The organism is Streptomyces sp. NPDC025793 (genome assembly GCF_055558375.1).
In genome coordinates this window covers 66289-83210 of the sequence record NZ_JBVHMR010000005.1, presented here as the reverse complement: position 1 = coordinate 83210, position 16922 = coordinate 66289, and the positions used below count along the sequence as shown (strand labels likewise).

Below are 16922 nucleotides of genomic sequence, written 5' to 3'. Positions count from 1 at the left end.
CCTCGTTTCTGGCTGCGGCCTGGCGTTCCGCGGGCACGCTGCCTTCCGCGGGCGCTCTGCCTTCCGTCGGTGGTTCGCCTCTGGTCGGCACCTCACCTTTCGCCGGGACCCCGCCTTCCGCGGGCAGCCCGCCTTCCACCGGTTCCCCTCCGGCCGCGGCCTCGCCCGTCTCTGCCACCGAGCCTGCCTCCGGCGCCGAGCCCCTCTGCGGCTCCGGACCCGCCTCCTGTACCGGGCCCGCATCCGGTGCCGAGCCTGTCTTCGGCGTCGGACCCGCCTCCTGCACCGGGCCCGCATCCGGTGCCGAGCCTGTCTTCGGCGTCGGACCCGCCTCCTGCACCGGGCCCGCCTCCGGTGTCGTCGCCGAGGCCGATGGCGCGCCCGGGTCGGCTGCGGGTGGCGATGGCATGTCCGGTCGTGCTGCCTCTGTCCCGGCCTCCGGCGATGATTCCGGGCCTGCCCCCGGTTCCGGTGCGGGCCCGGCTGCCGCCGTCGGTCCGGCCGTGGTCGCCGGTGTCGTACCGCGCTCCGCTCCGGGCGCCGGAGCCGCGCCCGGCTGTGGCCCGGTCCCGGTGTCCGCCCCGGCTTCCCGCTCCGGCTGCTCCGCCGTGGGCCGTGGCCCGGAGGGGCCGGGGACCGGGATGCGCAGGACCGTGCCGCAGGGGCAGCCCAGTTCCGGGTGGGGCCAGTGGTTCCGGCGGCCGCAGGCGGTGCACGGCACCGCGAGCCACTCGTCGTCCCAGGCGCGGTGGACCGTCACGACCGGCTCGGCGGCCGGATCGAGGCGCGGGGCGGTGGGGGCGCCGCACACGCACGGATACACCGGCGCGGTGTAGACGCACTCGCGCCGACAGGCCGGACAGCGCACCGGCACGCTCTCGGGCATGGCCCACTCCCAGGCGTCGCGTCGGGACAGCGCTGCCCATGGTCCTCCTCTCCTGCCCCGCTTGTCCGGCGCTTGCCGGGTCTTCGCCGATTCGCGGCCCTCTCCGGTGTCTCTTGACGGCTTTCGCCCACCCCCCTACATTGCTTCCAGATAGTAGAAATTAAATTCCGCGATACGGAAACCAACGAACATCACGGACGTAGCTGTGCTCACCGCGGGGCGCGACGGGAGTACGCATCCGACAGCCGAAGCAGGAGTACTCGATGGCTCGTATGACCGCTGCCCGCGCGGCAGTTGAGATCCTCAAGCGCGAGGGCGTCACCGACGCCTTCGGCGTGCCGGGAGCGGCGATCAACCCCTTCTACAAGGCGCTCAAGGAGGGCGGCGGCATCCACCACACCCTCGCCCGCCACGTCGAGGGCGCCTCGCACATGGCCGAGGGCTACACCCGCACCAGGCCGGGCAACATCGGCGTCTGCATCGGTACCTCCGGCCCGGCCGGCACCGACATGATCACGGGCCTGTACTCCGCCATCGGTGACTCGATCCCGATCCTGTGCATCACGGGCCAGGCGCCCACGCACGTGATCCACAAAGAGGACTTCCAGGCCGTCGACATCGCCTCGATCGCCAAGCCGGTCACGAAAATGGCGGTCACCGTCCTGGAGGCCGCGCAGGTCCCCGGCGTCTTCCAGCAGGCTTTCCACCTGATGCGTTCCGGCCGCCCCGGCCCGGTCCTGATCGACCTGCCGATCGACGTCCAGCAGACCGAGATCGAGTTCGACCCGGACACGTACGAGCCGCTGCCGGTCTACAAGCCCGCCGCGACCCGCGCCCAGATCGAGAAGGCCCTCTCCTTCCTGCTCGCCGCCGAGCGCCCGGTCATCGTCGCCGGCGGCGGTGTCCTCGGTGCCGACGCCGCCGACCTGCTGGTCGAGTTCGCCGAGCTGACCCAGACACCGGTCGTCCCGACCCTGATGGGCTGGGGCGCGCTGCCCGACGACCACGAGCTGAACGCCGGCATGGTCGGCGTCCAGACCTCGCACCGCTACGGCAACGCCAACTTCCTGGAGTCCGACGCCGTCCTCGGCATCGGCAACCGCTGGGCCAACCGCCACACCGGCTACAAGCTCGACGTCTACCGCGGCGACCGCACGTTCGTCCACGTCGACATCGAGCCCACCCAGATCGGCAAGATCTTCCCGCCGGACTACGGGGTCGTCTCCGACGCCAAGGCCGCGCTGGAGCTGTTCATCGAGGTCGCGAAGGAACTGAAGGCCGAGGGCAGGCTCCCCGACCGCTCCGCGTGGGTGGCCTCCACCCAGGAGCGCAAGGCGGCCCTCCTGCGCCGTACGCACTTCGACAACGTGCCGATGAAGCCGCAGCGCGTGTACGAGGAGATGAACAAGGCCTTCGGCCCGGACACCCGCTACGTCACCACGATCGGCCTCTCCCAGATCGCCGGCGCGCAGATGCTGCACGTCTACAAGCCGCGGCACTGGATCAACTGCGGCCAGGCCGGCCCGCTCGGCTGGACCATCCCGGCCGCGATCGGCGTCGCCAAGGCCGACCCCGAGTCCCCGGTCGTCGCCCTGTCCGGTGACTACGACTTCCAGTTCCTGATCGAGGAGCTGGCCGTCGCCGCCCAGCACCGGATCCCGTACGTCCACGTCCTGGTGAACAACGCCTACCTCGGCCTGATCCGCCAGGCCCAGATCGGCCTGGACATCAACTTCCAGGTCAACCTGGAGTTCGAGAACATCAACGCGCCCGAGCTCGGCGTGTACGGCGTGGACCACGTCAAGGTCGCCGAGGGCCTCGGCTGCAAGGCGATCCGGGTCACCGAGCCGGACCAGCTGGGCGCGGCCTTCGAGCAGGCGAAGAAGCTGGCCGCCGAGTACCGGGTGCCGGTCGTCGTCGAGGCGATCCTGGAGCGGATCACCAACATCTCGATGAGCCGCACCATGGACATCAGCGACATCTCCGAGTTCGAGGACCTGGCCACCGAGCCGGGCCACGCGCCGACCTCGATCAAGCCGCTGAAGGTCTGACGGCCGTAACGCCGTAACGCCGAGACGCCGAGGGCGGCCCGTCCGGGAGGACGGGCCGCCCTTCGGCGTTCCCGTACGTCTGGTGCGTCTGTCACACCTCGTGTTCCGACAGCCCCGGCCAGTCGTCCGGGCCGCCGCCCTGCCACTCGATCAGGTCGCTCTCCTCCACCTCGATGCGGTCCAGGTCCGCCAGCCGCAGGATCTCCACGACATCGTCCAGATGGGAGGCGATCCCCAGCGTCACCTCGCCCTCGGTGACCCGCCGGGAGCCGTCCAGGGCGGGGGAGTGGACCACGATGTGCGGGTGCTGCGTCGGATTGCCCATGCCCTCAGCGTGCTGCGGATGCGCCCGGCGCGCACGCCGGGGCCGCGACGTGCCCCGACAGCGTGTGCGGGTGCGGAAAGACAGTCGTATGTACGTGTCCGAGGACGAGCTCGCGCACTCGCTCCATGTGCCGACACGGCAGCGCCCCCGGACCGGCCGGTCCGGGGGCGCTGCTTCGGTGTGCTGATGGCCGTCCGACGGCGCGAGGCTGGGCGCGACAGGTCGTTCGCGCCGCCGGACGGGGCCGGTGGGGACCCCGTGAGCGGGGTCCGGGTGGGACCGCGGCGGGTGCGACGGAACCGTGTCCCCCTTTCCCTCTGGTCGAGAAGGGGGACACGACTCCTTCACCACCGCACTGGCTCGCACGCCGCCGCGGTCCTCGCCCTGCCCGCGCCCGCCGCCCGCCGGCCACCCCTCATCCGGGCCGCCGGGCGTCCTGCGCGGGCCGCGTGCGGAGTTGCTGACCTCCCGTCAGACTCCGTACGCCGCTCGGGTGTTGCCGTGCTCTCAGTCCTCGCGCAGGGCGCGGACCGCCTCCTCCACGCGCTTGCCGTACTCCGGGTCGGCGGCGTGGAAGTGGGCCAGGTTCTTCTCGATCACGTCGTCACGGGAGACCTGCGACAGGCTTCCGGCGATGTTCGCGACCAGGCGGGACTTCTCCTCCGCCGACATGAGGCGGTACAGCTCGCCCGCCTGGAAGAAGTCGTCGTCCTTGGTGTGCAGGGGCGCCTCGTGGGTGCCCGTGTGGCCGGAGACGGCCAGCGGGGCGGACAGCGGGCGGCCGGTCTCGACGGGGCCGTCGTAGGAGTTCGGCTCGTAGTTCCTGGCGCCGCGGCCCTGGCCGTTGACCGCCATGAGGCCGTCGCGGCCGTAGTTCTGCGCGCCGCCCTCGACCGCCTTCGGGGCGTTCACGGCGAGCTGGGTGTGGTTGACGCCCAGGCGGTAGCGGTGCGCGTCCGCGTAGGCGAACAGGCGGCCCTGCAGCATCTTGTCGGGGGAGGGGCCGATGCCCGGAACGAAGTTGTTCGGGGAGAACGCGGCCTGCTCGACCTCGGCGAAGACGTTGTCCGGGTTGCGGTCGAGGACCAGGCGGCCCACGCGCTGCAGCGGGTAGTCCTTGTGCGGCCAGACCTTGGTCAGGTCGAACGGGTTGAAGCGGTAGTCCGCCGCCTCGGCCGCCGGCATGAGCTGGACGTACAGGGTCCAGGACGGGTGCACCCCGCGCTCGATGGCCTGGAGCAGGTCCGTCTGGTGCGAGGTGGCGTCCTTGCCCGCGAGCTCCGCGGCCTGCTCGCTGCTGAGCGAGCGGATGCCCTGGTTGGTCTTGAAGTGGTACTTGACGAAGAAGGCCTCGCCCCGGGCGTTCGTCCACTGGTAGGTGTGCGAGCCGTAGCCGTTCATGTGGCGGTACGACGCCGGGATGCCGCGGTCGCCCATCAGCCAGGTCACCTGGTGCGTGGCCTCCGGGGCGTGCGCCCAGAAGTCCCAGACGTTGTCCGGCTCCTGCCGGCCCGTGAACGGGTCGCGCTTCTGCGAGTGGATGAAGTCGGGGAACTTGATCGGGTCCTTGATGAAGAACACCGGGGTGTTGTTGCCGACGAGGTCGTAGTTGCCCTCTTCGGTGTAGAACTTCAGGGCGAAGCCGCGCGGGTCACGGACGGCGTCGGCGCCGCCGAGGGAGTCGGCGACCGTCGAGAAGCGCGCGAACACCTCGGTGCGCTTGCCGATCTCGCTCAGGAAGTCGGCGTGGGTGAAGCCGGTGACGTCGTCGGTCACCTCGAAGTGGCCGTACGCGCCGGAGCCGCGGGCGTGCACGACGCGCTCCGGGATGCGCTCGCGGTTGAAGCGCGCGAGCTTCTCCAGGAGGTGCTGGTCCTGGATCAGGAGCGGGCCGCCGACGCCGGCGGAGGTGGAGTTCTGGTTGTCTGCGACCGGGGCGCCGGACTCCGTGGTGAGAGTTCGCGCCGTGAGCACGCGCTTCGACATCGGGGACCTTCCGTACGAGTGGCAGCGGAAAACTGTTTCCGCTTTGTGGAGCCTAAGTTCGGGCCCTTCGGGCGTCAACAGTTTGTTGAAGCTTGGGGCTGTGGAATGTGTTCCGGGCCGCGGCGGCGCCTGGGCGCGACAGGACAGGTGTCGGCGCCGCCGCGGCCCGGAAGTCTCGGGAGCGTCAGACCTGGGCGCCGGAGAGGCGCTCCACGGCCCGCAGCAGGGCCGAGTGGTCCAGCCCGCCGTCGCCCTGGGCGCGCAGCGAGGCGACCAGCTGGGCGACCACGGCGCCGACCGGCAGGGCCGCGCCGACGGTGCGGGCGGCGTCCGTGACGATGCCCATGTCCTTGTGGTGCAGGTCGATGCGGAAGCCCGGCTTGAAGTCGCGGTTCAGGAAGTTGTCCTTCTTGCGCGTCAGCACGGTCGAGCCGGCCAGGCCCCCGTTGAGGACGTCCAGGGCGGCCGCGAGGTCCACGCCCGACTTCTCCAGGAAGACCACGGCCTCGGCGCACGCCTGGATGTTGACGGCGACGATCAGCTGGTTGGCCGCCTTCACGGTCTGGCCGGAGCCGTGCGGGCCGCACAGCACGATGGTCCTGCCGAGCGCGTCGAAGATCGGCTTGGCCTGGTCGAAGTCGGCCTGCGCGCCGCCGACCATGATCGACAGTACGGCCTCGATGGCGCCGGCCTCACCGCCGGACACCGGGGCGTCGAGCACCCGGATGCCCTTGTCCTCGGCCGCGGCGGCCAGGTCGACGGAGGTCTGCGGGGTGATCGAGGACATGTCGATCAGCAGGGCGCCCCGCCGCGCGTTCTCCAGGATGCCGTCGGGGCCGTAGGAGATGGCCTCGACCTGCGGGGACGCGGGCACCATCGTGATGACCACGTCTGCGTCGCGCACGGCCTCGGCGATCGAGGCGGCCACGGTGCCGCCGGCGGCGGCAAGGCGGTCCAGCTTGTCCTGCTCCAGGGTGAAGCCGGTGACGTCGTAACCCGCCTTGATCAGGTTCTCGGACATGGGGGAGCCCATGATGCCGAGGCCGATCCACGCGATCTTGGGGAGGTTGCTCATGATGGGGTGCCTCTCTCGACTACCTTGGAAAGTCAGGGGGATTCAGCGGGCGGCGCGGGCCTCGCGCGGCAGCCACTCGAAGGCCTCGGCGCTGGGCCTGTCGCCCGGCTTGTACTCCAGGCCCACCCAGCCGTCGTAACCGGCCTTCCGCAGCTGGTCGAGCAGTTCCTCCAGCGGGAGCGAGCCGGTGCCGGGGGCGCCGCGGCCGGGGTTGTCCGCGATCTGGACGTGACCGGTCTTCGCCGCGTAGCGCTCGATCACCGAGGGCAGGTCCTCGCCGTTCATGGACAGGTGGTACAGGTCCATCAGGAACGTCGCGTTCCCGAGGCCCGTCGCCTCGTTGACCTTGTCCACGATCTCGATCGCCCGGGGTGCGCTCACGATCGGGCACTTCGGCGACTCGGGCCGGTTGAGGGCCTCGATCAGGATCGTCCCGCCGACCCGGCCGACGGCCCGGGCCGCGAGGACCAGGTTCTCCAGGGCCAGCGCGTCCTGCTCGGCCGGGTCCACGCCGTCGACGCGGTTGCCGTACAGGGCGTTGAACGTCGTGCAGCCCAGGGAGTGGCCGAAGGTGACGGCCACGTCGATGTTGGCGCGGAACCTGTCCGACTCCGCACCCGGGATCGACAGGGCGCCGCGGTCCGGGCCCGGCAGCTGTCCGGCGTAGAAGTTCAGGCCCGTGAGCCGGACGCCCGCGTCCTCGATCGCCTTCTTCAGGGCGTCGAGCTCGGCCTGCTCGGGGGTGGGGGAGTCGACCCAGGGCCACCACAGCTCGACCGCCGTGAAGCCCGCCGCGGCGGCCGCCGCGGGGCGCTCCAGGAGCGGGAGTTCCGTGAAGAGGATCGACAGGTTGACGTTGAAGCGCTGGTCTGCGGCTGTGCTCCATCCAAAACCTGGCATCGGGGGCCGCGCTCCCTTCCGTGATCGATGTCGCCGACTTCTGAATTCCGTATTATGGAAGTTCGTTTCTGCGTAATGGAAGATTGCCGTCGGGTGTCGGCGCTTGTCAAGGGGGGTCGGTCACCGGGCAAGCGAAAAGCCCGGCAGGGCGCGTCCTGCCGGGCTCGTGGTCCGGGGGGTTCCCGCGATCGCGGTGTCATGGCACGGCGGTGGCTGCCGAGCGCCCGGATGCGCGTGTGCCGAGGGCGAGGATGGCCGCACCGCAGCCGGCGATGATCCACCAGGCGGTCGGACCCGAGCCGGCGGCGACCGCGGCGCCGATCACCGCGATGCCGAGGGAGGAGCCGATCTGACGGCTGGTCGCCGCGATCGCGGCGGCGACCCCGGCCCGGTCGCGCGGCATGCCGGACACCGCCGTGTAGGTGATCGGCGCGTTGACGAAGCCGAACCCGAGACCGAACAGCGTGTACGTGAGATACAGCAGGATGTCCGAGGGGTGGGCGGAGCGGGTGGCGGCGACGGCCAGCACACCGCTCGCGGTGATGCCGGCCCCCGCGACGAGCAGCGGAGTGCGCGGGCCGCGGCTGCCCACGATCCGCCCGGACAGCGGCGGGCACACCAGGGACAGCGCGGCCATCGGCAGCAGGTGCAGCCCGGCGCCCAGGGCGCTCAGCCCCAACTCCCGTTGCAGATAGAGGGTGTTGGTGAACAGGAAACCGCCGAGCGCGGCGAAGGCGAGGACCGCCGTCGCGGTGGCCCCGCCGAAGGACGCGCTGCGGAAGAGCCGCGGCTCGATCAGCGGTTCGGCGCGCCGGTTCTCGTACGGTACGAAGACGGCGAGCGCGCACCCCGCGGCGATCAGGCAGGCCACGATCGGCGGCGCGGTCCAGCCCTCGCCGGGTGCCTCGATGACGGCGTACGTGAGTGTGCCGAGCAGGACGATCAGCAGGAGCTGTCCCACCGGGTCGGCCCGCCGGGTGCGCGGTGCGCGGGACTCCGGCACGAACAGCGCGGCCAGCGCGCACGCGGCCGGCCCGATCGGCACGTTCAGCCAGAACACCGATCGCCACCCGAACGATTCCACCAGTACGCCGCCGAGGACCGGTCCGGCCGCCATGCTGAGGCCGACGATCCCGCCCCAGACGCCGATGGCCCGTGCGCGCTCGCGGGGCTCGGTGAACGTGTTGGTGAGGATGGCCATGGCGACGGGGGTGAGCATGCTGCCGCCCGCCGCCTGCACCGTGCGGAAGGCCACCAGCCAGCCGGTCGTGGGTGCCAGGCCGCACAGGGCCGACCCGGCGGTGAACAGCACGAGGCCGAGCTGGAAGACCCGTCGGCGTCCTACCCGGTCGGCGGTGGCACCGGCCAGGGTCAGCAGCGAGGCCAGGACGAGGGTGTAGGCGTCGAGTGTCCACTGCAGGCCGGAGACCGAGGAGTCCAGGTCGCGCTGTATCGACGGCAGCGCGACGTTGAGGACGGTGACGTCGAGACTGACCAGCAGCACGCTCAGGCAGCAGACGGCCAGGACCGGCGCGCGCCGCCCGTGTCGGGGGACGGGCATGTGGCTCCCCTCGTGCTCAGTTGCCGGGCCGGTCGGTGGCGTGGGCGTCGGCGAAGTCCCATACCGTCGCGAGGAGTTGCTCAGGCGTTTCGATCTGGGGCATGTGGCCGGTGCGGAGCAGGAGTTGGAACCGGGCGCCGGGGACGGCGTCGGCGTACGCCCGTCCGTAGTCGGTGTCGACGACCTGGTCGCTCTCGCCCCATGCGACGAGGACCGGGTGCGTGACCTTGGCCAGGCGCTCGCGCAGGGTGGGGTCGGCCATGGCGTGCGGGCCCGAATAGACCTGCAGCGCTGCGCGGTTGGCGACGGCCGCCGCGCGCTGCTCGTCGGAGAACGTGCTGGGGTCGATGCGGAACTTCTCGACGTCGTGGAAGGAGAGAGCGGACAGCTCGGCGGGCGTCAGGGTGAAGGGGTCGGCGACCGGGTGGCCGGGGACGTGGATGCCGGCGGCGTTGACGAGGACGACGCTGCTGATCCGGTCGCTGCCGAGCAGGGCCATCTCGGCGGCGATCCAGCCGCCTATGGAGTTGCCGACGACGGTGACGTCCTCCAGGCCGAGCTCGTCCAGCAGCCGTACGTAGACCTGGGCGAGGGTGGGCACGTCGGTCAGCCATCCGGGCCTGGCGGTGCCGCCGAAGCCGGGGTGGACCGGGGTGATGACCCGGGCCGGCCGCTGCTCGGCGAGGAGCCCGGCGAAGGCGGCGACGGTCTGCGGCCCGCCGCCGCCGTGCAGGAGCAGGAAGGGGTGACCCTTGCCCCGCTCGTCGACGGTGACGTGCAGGTCGCCGGAGTCGAGGGTGAGGGTGATCGTGCGGGCGGTGCTGGTCATGGGAGTCTCCAAGTCGGTTTTTCCTGCCGGGGGTTACTGACGCGGGCCGTCACGCGTAGTCGGTGGCCGGAACGGTGGCGTACCGGCTCATCACCTCGACCGTGGCCTGCGGGGTGAGTTCCCGGCCGCCGGCGACCATGTCCCGCAGGTCGCGGAAGTACTGCACGTACAGGTCGGGCGTGAAGGTGTTGAGCATCACCGCCGGCTCGTCGCCGTGGTTGGCGAAGGTGTGCGGCGCGCCGGGCGGGATCATCGCGAGCGTGCCGGCGGGTGCGACGTGCGTCGTCTCGCCGACGGTGAAGTGGACGGTGCCGGAGACGACGTAGAAGCCCTCGTCGTGCTGGGCGTGGCGGTGTTGCGGCGGCCCTTCGGCGTGCGGGGCGAGGGTGATCTCGCCGATCCCGATCCGGTGACCGGTGGTGCTGCCGTCTTCCAGGATGCGGATCTGTGCCGGTCCCAGGCGGATCGTCTCGCCGTCGTCCGGACCGACCACGGAAGCCTGTGTCATTGCGGTCTCCTTCGTGAGAGCCAACTCTCATGAAGAAGAGTAGAGGGTCGGCTCTCCTCGTGCAAGTGGACTCTCATGAAGAGGGTTCGCAGTGATAAAATGGCCGTGAACGGGACGGGCGGGAACGCCGGACGAGCAGGGAGGGAGGCGGCACCGATGGCGACGCCGATCGACACCGGCCGCAGCAATCAGAAGAGGCGCACGCGTGCTGCGATCGTCGAGGCCGCGAGCAGCCTCATCGCCGCGGGCGGCGAGGTGAGCATGCCGGCGGTCGCGCGCGCGGCCATGGTCTCCGAGCCCACCGCCTACCGGTACTTCCCCGACCTCCCGTCGCTGATCGGCGAGGCCCTGGCCGGCGCCTGGCCGCCCCCCGCCGAGGCGCTCGCCCCGGTCGCGGACTCCATCGACCCCGTCGAACGGGTCGCCTTCGCCTGTGAGTTCCTGCTCCGCGGCATACTCCGCCGCCAGGGGGCGGTGCGCGCCATGATCGCGGCCACCGTCGCCCGGCCCGCGGCGGCGGCCGAGCGGCCCGGGGTCCGGTTCGGGCTGATCGACCACGCGCTCGCCCCCCTCGAAGAGACGCTGGCCACGACGGACCCGGAAGCCCTCGCCCAGCTGAAGCGGGACCTCGCCGTGGTCGTCGGCGCCGAAGCCCTCTTCACCCTCACCGACCTGTGCGGCCTCGCCCCGGACGACGCCGTCGCGAGCGCGGTGCGGACGGCGACCACGCTCACCGAAGCCGCGGTGCGCACGGCCACGCAGGGATGAGCCGGGTCGTCCACGCGACGGCCCCGGCCGTCTCCCGTGGCTCCGCGGGTCCGTGGCTCCGCGGGGATCGCGTCCGCGCACCCCGCGCACCGCAGCCCCGGTCGGCTAGGGTCGCCTCGTGGCGGACGGACCGGCGCCGTCGCGTGAAACGGATCGGCCTGCGGTGGATCGCGACCGTGGCGCAGTCGGTCGCTGTGCCCTCGGCGCGCCCGATGTGCCCACTCGGTGGGTGATTCGGTAAAAGCGCAGGTCAGAAGGGTGTTTAGGGGTACTGTGCGATTGAGAGTGGAGTTCACGACCGAACCCTTCGACCTGGACGAGGCGCCCGCGCACGCCCTGGCGGCGCGGGAGGTCATCGAGACGGCCGAGCTGGACGCCGTCGACGTCGGCCCGTTCGGCAACACGGCGGAGGGCGGAGCGGACCGCGTCCTGACGGCCGTGGACGCGCTGCTGCGCAGGAGCCTGAAGGCCGGTGCCACCCGGGTCTCGCTCCAGGTCAACGTGATCGACGACGGGTTCGGGGAGGGTGATAGATGAGTGGCGACGAGCCCTTCATCGCCGCGGTGAAGCCGCTGGTGGACGCGATGGGCGGGGAGATCCTGCCGCCGGACGAGGCGAGGGAGGAGGACGTCGTCCTCGCCTGGGAGGGCGTCGACGTCGTCGCCGTACGCCTGCCGCAGCTCGCCGACTCCCTCGACCACATCCTGGCGGCCATGGAGCGCCGACGAGGGCGGCCGCTGGCCGAGCTGGACCGCAAGGCCAAGCAGGAGGTCGTACGGACCCTGGAGGCGCGCGGCGCGTTCGCCGTCCGGCACGGGGTGGAAACGGTCGCCGGCGCGCTCGGCGTCAGCAGGTTCACGGTGTACAACTACCTCAACCGGGACAAAGGTGCGTAGTGCCCTGAAGAGGCGCGCCTGTTACGCGGAATTTTCAACAAAGTGTTGACGTGACGTTCCCGGGGGCGTTCACTATCGGCAGCCCGTTCAGCACGAAGGCCGTTTCCGGCCACGGAGGCTCCCGTGACGACGACTCCCACGCCCCCGGGTCTGGCCCGGTTCAACGACCTGGAGGAACGCGAGGCCCTCGCCGCCCTCCACGAGGCGTGCGCCTCCGCCGAGTGGGGCCGGCGCGTCAGCGCCGCCCGCCCGTACGCCACCACCGACGACCTGTACGCCGCCAGCGACGCCGCCATGGCCGAGCTGAGCGGCGACGACCTCGCGGAGGCGATGGCGGGACACCCGCCGATCGGGCGCCCCAAGCCGGGCGATCCGACCTCCGCCCGCGAGCAGCGCGGCATGGCCGGCGCCTCCGAGGACCTCAAGGCCGAGATGCTCGACCTCAACCTGGCCTACCAGGAGAAGTTCGGCCACGTCTTCCTGATCTGCGCCACCGGCCGGACCGGCGAGCAGATGCGCGACGCGGTCAAGGAGCGCATCGGGAACGCGCCCGAGCAGGAACGGGAGATCGTCCGCGCCGAGCTGGGCAAGATCAACCGTATCCGCCTGGCCCGACTCGTCGAAGAGGACGCCTGACACCATGAGCACCAGCACCACCGCCTCCGTGTCCACGCACATCCTGGACACCTCGGCCGGCCGCCCCGCCGCGGGCGTCGCCGTCCAGCTCTTCGCCCGCAGCGGCAGGAGCGCGGACTGGCAGGCGCTCGGCGGCTCCGCGACCGACGCGGACGGGCGGTGCAAGGACCTGCCGGCCCTGCCGGAGGGAACCACCCACGTACGGCTCGACTTCGCCGTCGAACCGTACTTCGAAGAGAAGACTGCGAACCAGCAAGCCGATGCGCAGCAGGACGCCCCCGCGAATCGGGACAGCGGACGCGGCGTGTTCTTCCCGGAGGTGGCGATCACGTTCGCCGTCGTGCCGGGCGAGCACTACCACGTGCCGCTGCTGCTCAACCCGTTCGGCTACTCCGTTTACCGAGGGAGCTAGCGAATGCCCACCATTCTGGGACAGAACCAGTACGGCAAGGCCGAGAACCGAGTCGTCAAGATCACGCGGGACGGCGCCACCCATCACATCAAGGACCTCAACGTCTCCGTCGCGCTGAGCGGCGACATGGACGAGGTGCACTACTCCGGCTCCAACGCCAACGTCCTGCCGACCGACACCACCAAGAACACGGTGTTCGCGTTCGCCAAGGAGTACGGGATCGAGTCCGCCGAGCAGTTCGGCATCCACCTCGCCCGCCACTTCGTCACCTCGCAGGAGCCGATCAGGACCGCGCGGATCCGGATCGAGGAGTACGCCTGGGAGCGGATCGAGACCTCCGACGCCAACTCGAAGTTCATCGGCGCGGACGACGTCAAGCACTCCTTCGTCCGCAAGGGCCAGGAGACCCGCGTCACCCAGATCACCTACGACGGTGCGCGCTGGGAGGTCGTCTCCGGCCTGAAGGACCTGGTCGTGATGAACTCGACCAACTCCGAGTTCTGGGGCTACGTCAAGGACAAGTACACCACCCTCCAGGAGGCGTACGACCGGATCCTCGCCACCCAGGTCTCCGGCCGCTGGCGGTTCAACTGGACCGACGACGAGCAGAAGATGCCCCATTGGGAGAAGTCCTACGAGCAGGTCAAGAAGCACATGCTCCAGGCCTTCGCCGAGACGTACTCGCTCTCCCTGCAGCAGACGCTGTACCAGATGGGCTCGCGCATCATCAACAACCGCAGCGAGATCGACGAGGTTCGCTTCTCGCTGCCGAACAAGCACCACTTCCTCGTCGATCTGGAGCCGTTCGGGCTCAAGAACGACAACGAGGTCTACTTCGCCGCCGACCGTCCCTACGGCCTCATCGAGGCCACCATCCTGCGGGACGGCTGTGAGGCCCGTATCCCGGTCGACATGACCAACCTCTGACGCGGGACGCGGGCCCCCGGCCCCGCCGCCCGCACGGCCGGGGGCCCGCCACACCGGAGGGAACGAAATGGCTCAGCCTGCGAAGGGGCCCGACACAGCCCCGTGTTCCACCCCGCCGGCGCACACCGAGGACGCCGTCACGTCCGTGCACCCGGTGGACGAGAAGCTCCACCCCACGCGGCTCGCCCCCGCCGCGCTCCAGCACATCGCCGCCATGTACGCGGGCGTGGTCACTCCTCCGCTCATCATCGGCCAGGCCTGCGGACTCGACCTCGCGGCCCGCACCCGGCTGATCGCCGCGAGCCTGCTCGTCGCGGGCGTCGCGACCCTCCTGCAGACCCTCGGTGTCAAGGGCTTCGTCGGCAACCGGCTGCCCTTCGTCAACGCCGCCTCCTCGGCCGGCATCGCCCCGATCCTCGCGATCGCCGAGACCAACGCCAAGGGGCATCAACTCCCCGCCGTCTACGGCGCGGTGATGGTCGCCGGCGTCTTCTGCCTCGCCGTCGGCCCGTTCTTCGGACGGCTACTGCGCTTCTTCCCGCCCCTCGTCACCGGCGTCGTCATCACCCTGATCGGCGTCACCCTGATGCCCGTCCCGGTGAGCTGGGCACAGGGCGGCGACAGGACCGCCCCCGACTTCGGCGCCATGAGCCACCTCGCGCTCGCCGGGTTCACCCTCGCGGTCATCCTGCTGATCCAGCGCTTCGGCCGCGGCTTCGTCCAGCAGGTCGCCCTGCTCCTCGGACTGCTCATCGGCACGCTGGCGGCGATCCCGTTCGGGATGGCGGACTTCAGCGCCCTGAAGTCCGCGCCCCTCGCCGCGCTGCCGGCACCGTTCGCCTTCGGCGCCCCCGAGTTCCAGCCCGCGGCGATCCTGTCGCTGTGCATCGTGATGCTGGTCCTGATGACCGAGTCCAGCGCCGGCATGCTGGCCCTCGGCGAGATCTGCGACCGCCGCACCGACGCCCGGACCATCACCCGCGGCCTGCGCACCGACGGCATCGCCACCCTGCTCGGCCCCGTCTTCGGCGGCTTCCCCACCTCCGCCTTCGCACAGAACGTCGGCGTGGTCTCGCTGACCCGGGTGCGCAGCCGCTACGTCGTCGCCGTCGCCGGCGGCGCCCTGCTGGTCCTCGGCGCCTTCCCGGTGCTCGGCGCGGTCGTCTCCCTGGTGCCGATGCCGGTCCTCGGCGGCGCGGGCATCGTCCTGTTCGGCTCGATCGCGGTCAGCGGCATCCGTACCCTGTCGGAGGCGGGCCTCGACGACAGCTCCAACATCATCCTGGTCGCCGTCGCGCTCGGCGCGGGCATCATCCCGCTGGCCGCGCCGACCTTCTACGCGGACTTCCCGGCCTGGGCGCAGACCGTGCTCGGCTCCGGCATCAGCGCGGGCGCCGTCGTCGCCGTCCTGCTCAATCTGTTCTTCCACCATCTCGGCACCCGGAGCGGCGGCCCCGCCCCGGCACTCAAATCCTCCTAGGGTCCTGCCGTGCCCTCCCCGCGGACACTCCCTCCCCGCCCTGTTCGCGGATCCGCCACTGACAGACAAGGAAGCACCATGGCACCATCGGCAGCCCAGCGCATCGTCATCGAGAACTGCGCCATCGCGACCGTGGACGCGGGCGACACCGAGTACGCCTCCGGGTACCTCGTCCTCGCCGGCAACCGCATCGAGTCGCTCGGCGCGGGCCAGGCCCCCGCGCACCTGGAGAACGTGGTGCGCCGGATCGACGGACGCGGCCACCTGGCCACGCCCGGTCTGGTCAACACCCACCACCACTTCTACCAGTGGATCACCCGGGGCCTCGCCACCGACCACAACCTGTTCAACTGGCTCGTCGCGCTGTACCCCACCTGGGCGCGCATCGACGAGCGGATGACGTACGCGGCCGCGCAGGGCTCCCTCGCCATGATGGCCCGCGGCGGTGTCACCACCGCCATGGACCACCACTACGTCTTCCCGCACGGCTCCGGCGACCTGTCCGGGTCGATCATCCGGGCCGCCGCCGAGACGGGCGTCCGCTTCACGCTGGCCCGCGGCTCGATGGACCGCAGTGAGAAGGACGGCGGCCTGCCGCCGGACTTCGCCGTCGAGACCCTGGAGGGCGCGCTCGCGGCGACCGAGGAGACCGTCAGGAAGCACCACGACGCCTCCTTCGACGCCATGATCCAGGTGGCCGTGGCCCCCTGCTCGCCGTTCTCCGTCTCCACCGAACTCCTCAAGCAGGGCGCCGAGCTGGCCCGCCGCCTCGGCGTACGGCTGCACACCCACGGCTCGGAGACGGTGGAGGAGGAGAAGTTCTGCCACGAGCTGTTCGGCATGGGCCCGACCGACTACTTCGAGTCCACCGGCTGGCTCGGCGAGGACGTGTGGATGGCGCACTGCGTCCACATGAACGACTCCGACATCGCCGCCTTCGCCCGCACGAAGACCGGCGTCGCCCACTGCCCGTCCTCCAACGCCCGCCTCGCGGCCGGGATCGCACGGGTCCCGGACATGCTCGCGGCCGGCGTCCCGGTCGGCCTCGGTGTCGACGGCACCGCGTCCAACGAGTCGGGCGAGCTGCACACCGAACTGCGCAACGCCCTGCTGATCAACCGTCTCGGCAGCCACCGCGAGGCCGCGCTGAACGCCCGCCAGGCGCTGCGGCTCGGCACCCACGGCGGCGCCCGGGTGCTCGGCCGCGGCGACCAGATCGGCTCGCTGGAGCCGGGCAAGCTGGCCGACGTGGTGCTGTGGAAGATGGACACCCTCGCCCACGCCTCCATCGCCGACCCGGTCACCGCGCTGGTCTTCGGCGCGGCGGCACCGGTCACCGCGTCCTTCGTCAACGGCGAGCAGATCGTGGAGAACGGCCGCCTGCTCACCGTCGACGAGGACACCATCGCCCGCTCCACCCGCGAGGAGGCCCAGCGCCTCGCCCGGATCGCCGCCCAGGGCTGATCCCCTTCGGACTCCGGCCGAGAGGGACGGCTCCCGGCCGGGCCCGTGAACCCGAGCGGGGTTCACGGAAGCCGTTCCGGGGCGGGTGCGCACGCACCCGTCCCGGAACGGTCACCCACCCCTCACTGTTCCCCCCCCGTCACGGTCCCGCACGACCACACGCACCACCTCCCTGAAACCCACGTCGACGACGACGTGTTAACCGTCCGGAGGAGCCG

17 protein-coding genes are annotated in these 16922 nt (G+C 71.1%); 10 read left to right on the top strand and 7 right to left on the bottom strand.

The features are described from left to right. Nucleotides 1–641 precede the first annotated feature (641 nt). Together ACZ4MF_RS12780 and gcl are read left to right on the top strand one after the other, a co-directional pair. Nucleotides 642–836, top strand: coding sequence for a hypothetical protein (locus tag ACZ4MF_RS12780; protein ID WP_467492040.1), 195 nt, complete (start codon nucleotides 642–644; stop codon nucleotides 834–836). A 313-nt stretch (nucleotides 837–1149) separates the two neighbouring features. Continuing rightward, the gene (gene gcl, locus ACZ4MF_RS12775) at nucleotides 1150–2937 is read left to right on the top strand and encodes a glyoxylate carboligase (protein WP_467492039.1); all 1788 of its coding nucleotides are present in this window, start codon (nucleotides 1150–1152) and stop codon (nucleotides 2935–2937) included. A gap of 91 nt (nucleotides 2938–3028) precedes the next feature. On the opposite strand, the gene ACZ4MF_RS12770 is transcribed toward gcl, so the two are convergent. The 7 genes from ACZ4MF_RS12770 to ACZ4MF_RS12740 all read right to left on the bottom strand — a co-directional run bounded on the left by ACZ4MF_RS12770 (nucleotide 3029) and on the right by ACZ4MF_RS12740 (nucleotide 10121). After that, nucleotides 3029–3262, bottom strand: coding sequence for a hypothetical protein (locus tag ACZ4MF_RS12770; RefSeq protein WP_356035254.1), 234 nt, complete (start codon nucleotides 3260–3262; stop codon nucleotides 3029–3031). A gap of 507 nt (nucleotides 3263–3769) precedes the next feature. Beyond that, nucleotides 3770–5248 (bottom strand): catalase, encoded by a 1479-nt coding sequence (locus ACZ4MF_RS12765; RefSeq protein WP_467492038.1) that lies wholly within the window; start codon nucleotides 5246–5248, stop codon nucleotides 3770–3772. A 184-nt stretch (nucleotides 5249–5432) separates the two neighbouring features. Continuing rightward, nucleotides 5433–6323: a 2-hydroxy-3-oxopropionate reductase gene (locus ACZ4MF_RS12760; protein ID WP_467492037.1), complete on the bottom strand. Its 891-nt coding sequence runs from the start codon at nucleotides 6321–6323 to the stop codon at nucleotides 5433–5435. Between the two features lie 42 nt (nucleotides 6324–6365). Further along, nucleotides 6366–7223, bottom strand: a complete 858-nt coding sequence (locus ACZ4MF_RS12755; RefSeq protein ID WP_467492036.1) for a TIM barrel protein — start codon at nucleotides 7221–7223, stop codon at nucleotides 6366–6368. A gap of 196 nt (nucleotides 7224–7419) precedes the next feature. Next, the gene (locus tag ACZ4MF_RS12750; RefSeq protein ID WP_467492035.1) at nucleotides 7420–8784 is read right to left on the bottom strand and encodes a DHA2 family efflux MFS transporter permease subunit; all 1365 of its coding nucleotides are present in this window, start codon (nucleotides 8782–8784) and stop codon (nucleotides 7420–7422) included. 16 nt (nucleotides 8785–8800) lie between these two features. After that, entirely contained in the window at nucleotides 8801–9613 is an 813-nt protein-coding gene (locus ACZ4MF_RS12745) for an alpha/beta fold hydrolase (RefSeq protein WP_467492034.1), read from the bottom strand. 49 nt (nucleotides 9614–9662) lie between these two features. Then, nucleotides 9663–10121 (bottom strand): cupin domain-containing protein, encoded by a 459-nt coding sequence (locus ACZ4MF_RS12740; RefSeq protein WP_467492033.1) that lies wholly within the window; start codon nucleotides 10119–10121, stop codon nucleotides 9663–9665. A gap of 156 nt (nucleotides 10122–10277) precedes the next feature. Here ACZ4MF_RS12740 and ACZ4MF_RS12735 point away from each other — a divergent pair, with 156 nt between their 5' ends. The 8 genes from ACZ4MF_RS12735 (at nucleotide 10278) to ACZ4MF_RS12700 (ending at nucleotide 16704) form a co-directional block, all read left to right on the top strand. Then, nucleotides 10278–10889: a TetR/AcrR family transcriptional regulator gene (locus tag ACZ4MF_RS12735; RefSeq protein ID WP_467492032.1), complete on the top strand. Its 612-nt coding sequence runs from the start codon at nucleotides 10278–10280 to the stop codon at nucleotides 10887–10889. Between the two features lie 273 nt (nucleotides 10890–11162). Then, the gene (locus ACZ4MF_RS12730; protein ID WP_356025149.1) at nucleotides 11163–11426 is read left to right on the top strand and encodes a YkoF family thiamine-binding protein; all 264 of its coding nucleotides are present in this window, start codon (nucleotides 11163–11165) and stop codon (nucleotides 11424–11426) included. After that, entirely contained in the window at nucleotides 11423–11785 is a 363-nt protein-coding gene (locus ACZ4MF_RS12725; RefSeq protein WP_356025151.1) for a helix-turn-helix domain-containing protein, read from the top strand. The genes ACZ4MF_RS12730 and ACZ4MF_RS12725 overlap by 4 nt, the downstream gene beginning before the upstream one ends. 123 nt (nucleotides 11786–11908) lie before the next feature. Next, complete coding sequence (gene uraD / locus ACZ4MF_RS12720; protein ID WP_467492031.1) at nucleotides 11909–12421, top strand: 2-oxo-4-hydroxy-4-carboxy-5-ureidoimidazoline decarboxylase; 513 nt, start codon at nucleotides 11909–11911, stop codon at nucleotides 12419–12421. Between the two features lie 4 nt (nucleotides 12422–12425). Beyond that, nucleotides 12426–12833 (top strand): hydroxyisourate hydrolase, encoded by a 408-nt coding sequence (gene uraH / locus ACZ4MF_RS12715; RefSeq protein WP_467492030.1) that lies wholly within the window; start codon nucleotides 12426–12428, stop codon nucleotides 12831–12833. 3 nt (nucleotides 12834–12836) lie between these two features. After that, the gene (gene pucL / locus ACZ4MF_RS12710; protein ID WP_467492029.1) at nucleotides 12837–13760 is read left to right on the top strand and encodes a factor-independent urate hydroxylase; all 924 of its coding nucleotides are present in this window, start codon (nucleotides 12837–12839) and stop codon (nucleotides 13758–13760) included. A 67-nt stretch (nucleotides 13761–13827) separates the two neighbouring features. Continuing rightward, nucleotides 13828–15240 carry a nucleobase:cation symporter-2 family protein gene (locus ACZ4MF_RS12705; protein ID WP_356025159.1) on the top strand — a complete coding sequence of 471 codons (1413 nt, stop codon included), beginning with the start codon at nucleotides 13828–13830 and terminating at the stop codon, nucleotides 15238–15240. 78 nt (nucleotides 15241–15318) lie between these two features. Continuing rightward, a complete protein-coding gene (locus ACZ4MF_RS12700) occupies nucleotides 15319–16704 on the top strand; it encodes an 8-oxoguanine deaminase (RefSeq protein ID WP_467492028.1) in 1386 nt (461 codons plus the stop codon). Nucleotides 16705–16922: the final 218 nt, after the last annotated feature.

Coding starts and splice junctions, on each gene's coding strand:
- ACZ4MF_RS12780 (WP_467492040.1), top strand. CDS start 642: ATGCGCAGGACCGTGCCGCAGGGGCAGCCCAGTTCCGGGTGGGGCCAG.
- gcl (WP_467492039.1), top strand. CDS start 1,150: ATGGCTCGTATGACCGCTGCCCGCGCGGCAGTTGAGATCCTCAAGCGC.
- ACZ4MF_RS12770 (WP_356035254.1), bottom strand. CDS start 3,262: ATGGGCAATCCGACGCAGCACCCGCACATCGTGGTCCACTCCCCCGCC.
- ACZ4MF_RS12765 (WP_467492038.1), bottom strand. CDS start 5,248: ATGTCGAAGCGCGTGCTCACGGCGCGAACTCTCACCACGGAGTCCGGC.
- ACZ4MF_RS12760 (WP_467492037.1), bottom strand. CDS start 6,323: ATGAGCAACCTCCCCAAGATCGCGTGGATCGGCCTCGGCATCATGGGC.
- ACZ4MF_RS12755 (WP_467492036.1), bottom strand. CDS start 7,223: ATGCCAGGTTTTGGATGGAGCACAGCCGCAGACCAGCGCTTCAACGTC.
- ACZ4MF_RS12750 (WP_467492035.1), bottom strand. CDS start 8,784: ATGCCCGTCCCCCGACACGGGCGGCGCGCGCCGGTCCTGGCCGTCTGC.
- ACZ4MF_RS12745 (WP_467492034.1), bottom strand. CDS start 9,613: ATGACCAGCACCGCCCGCACGATCACCCTCACCCTCGACTCCGGCGAC.
- ACZ4MF_RS12740 (WP_467492033.1), bottom strand. CDS start 10,121: ATGACACAGGCTTCCGTGGTCGGTCCGGACGACGGCGAGACGATCCGC.
- ACZ4MF_RS12735 (WP_467492032.1), top strand. CDS start 10,278: ATGGCGACGCCGATCGACACCGGCCGCAGCAATCAGAAGAGGCGCACG.
- ACZ4MF_RS12725 (WP_356025151.1), top strand. CDS start 11,423: ATGAGTGGCGACGAGCCCTTCATCGCCGCGGTGAAGCCGCTGGTGGAC.
- uraH (WP_467492030.1), top strand. CDS start 12,426: ATGAGCACCAGCACCACCGCCTCCGTGTCCACGCACATCCTGGACACC.
- pucL (WP_467492029.1), top strand. CDS start 12,837: ATGCCCACCATTCTGGGACAGAACCAGTACGGCAAGGCCGAGAACCGA.
- ACZ4MF_RS12705 (WP_356025159.1), top strand. CDS start 13,828: ATGGCTCAGCCTGCGAAGGGGCCCGACACAGCCCCGTGTTCCACCCCG.
- ACZ4MF_RS12700 (WP_467492028.1), top strand. CDS start 15,319: ATGGCACCATCGGCAGCCCAGCGCATCGTCATCGAGAACTGCGCCATC.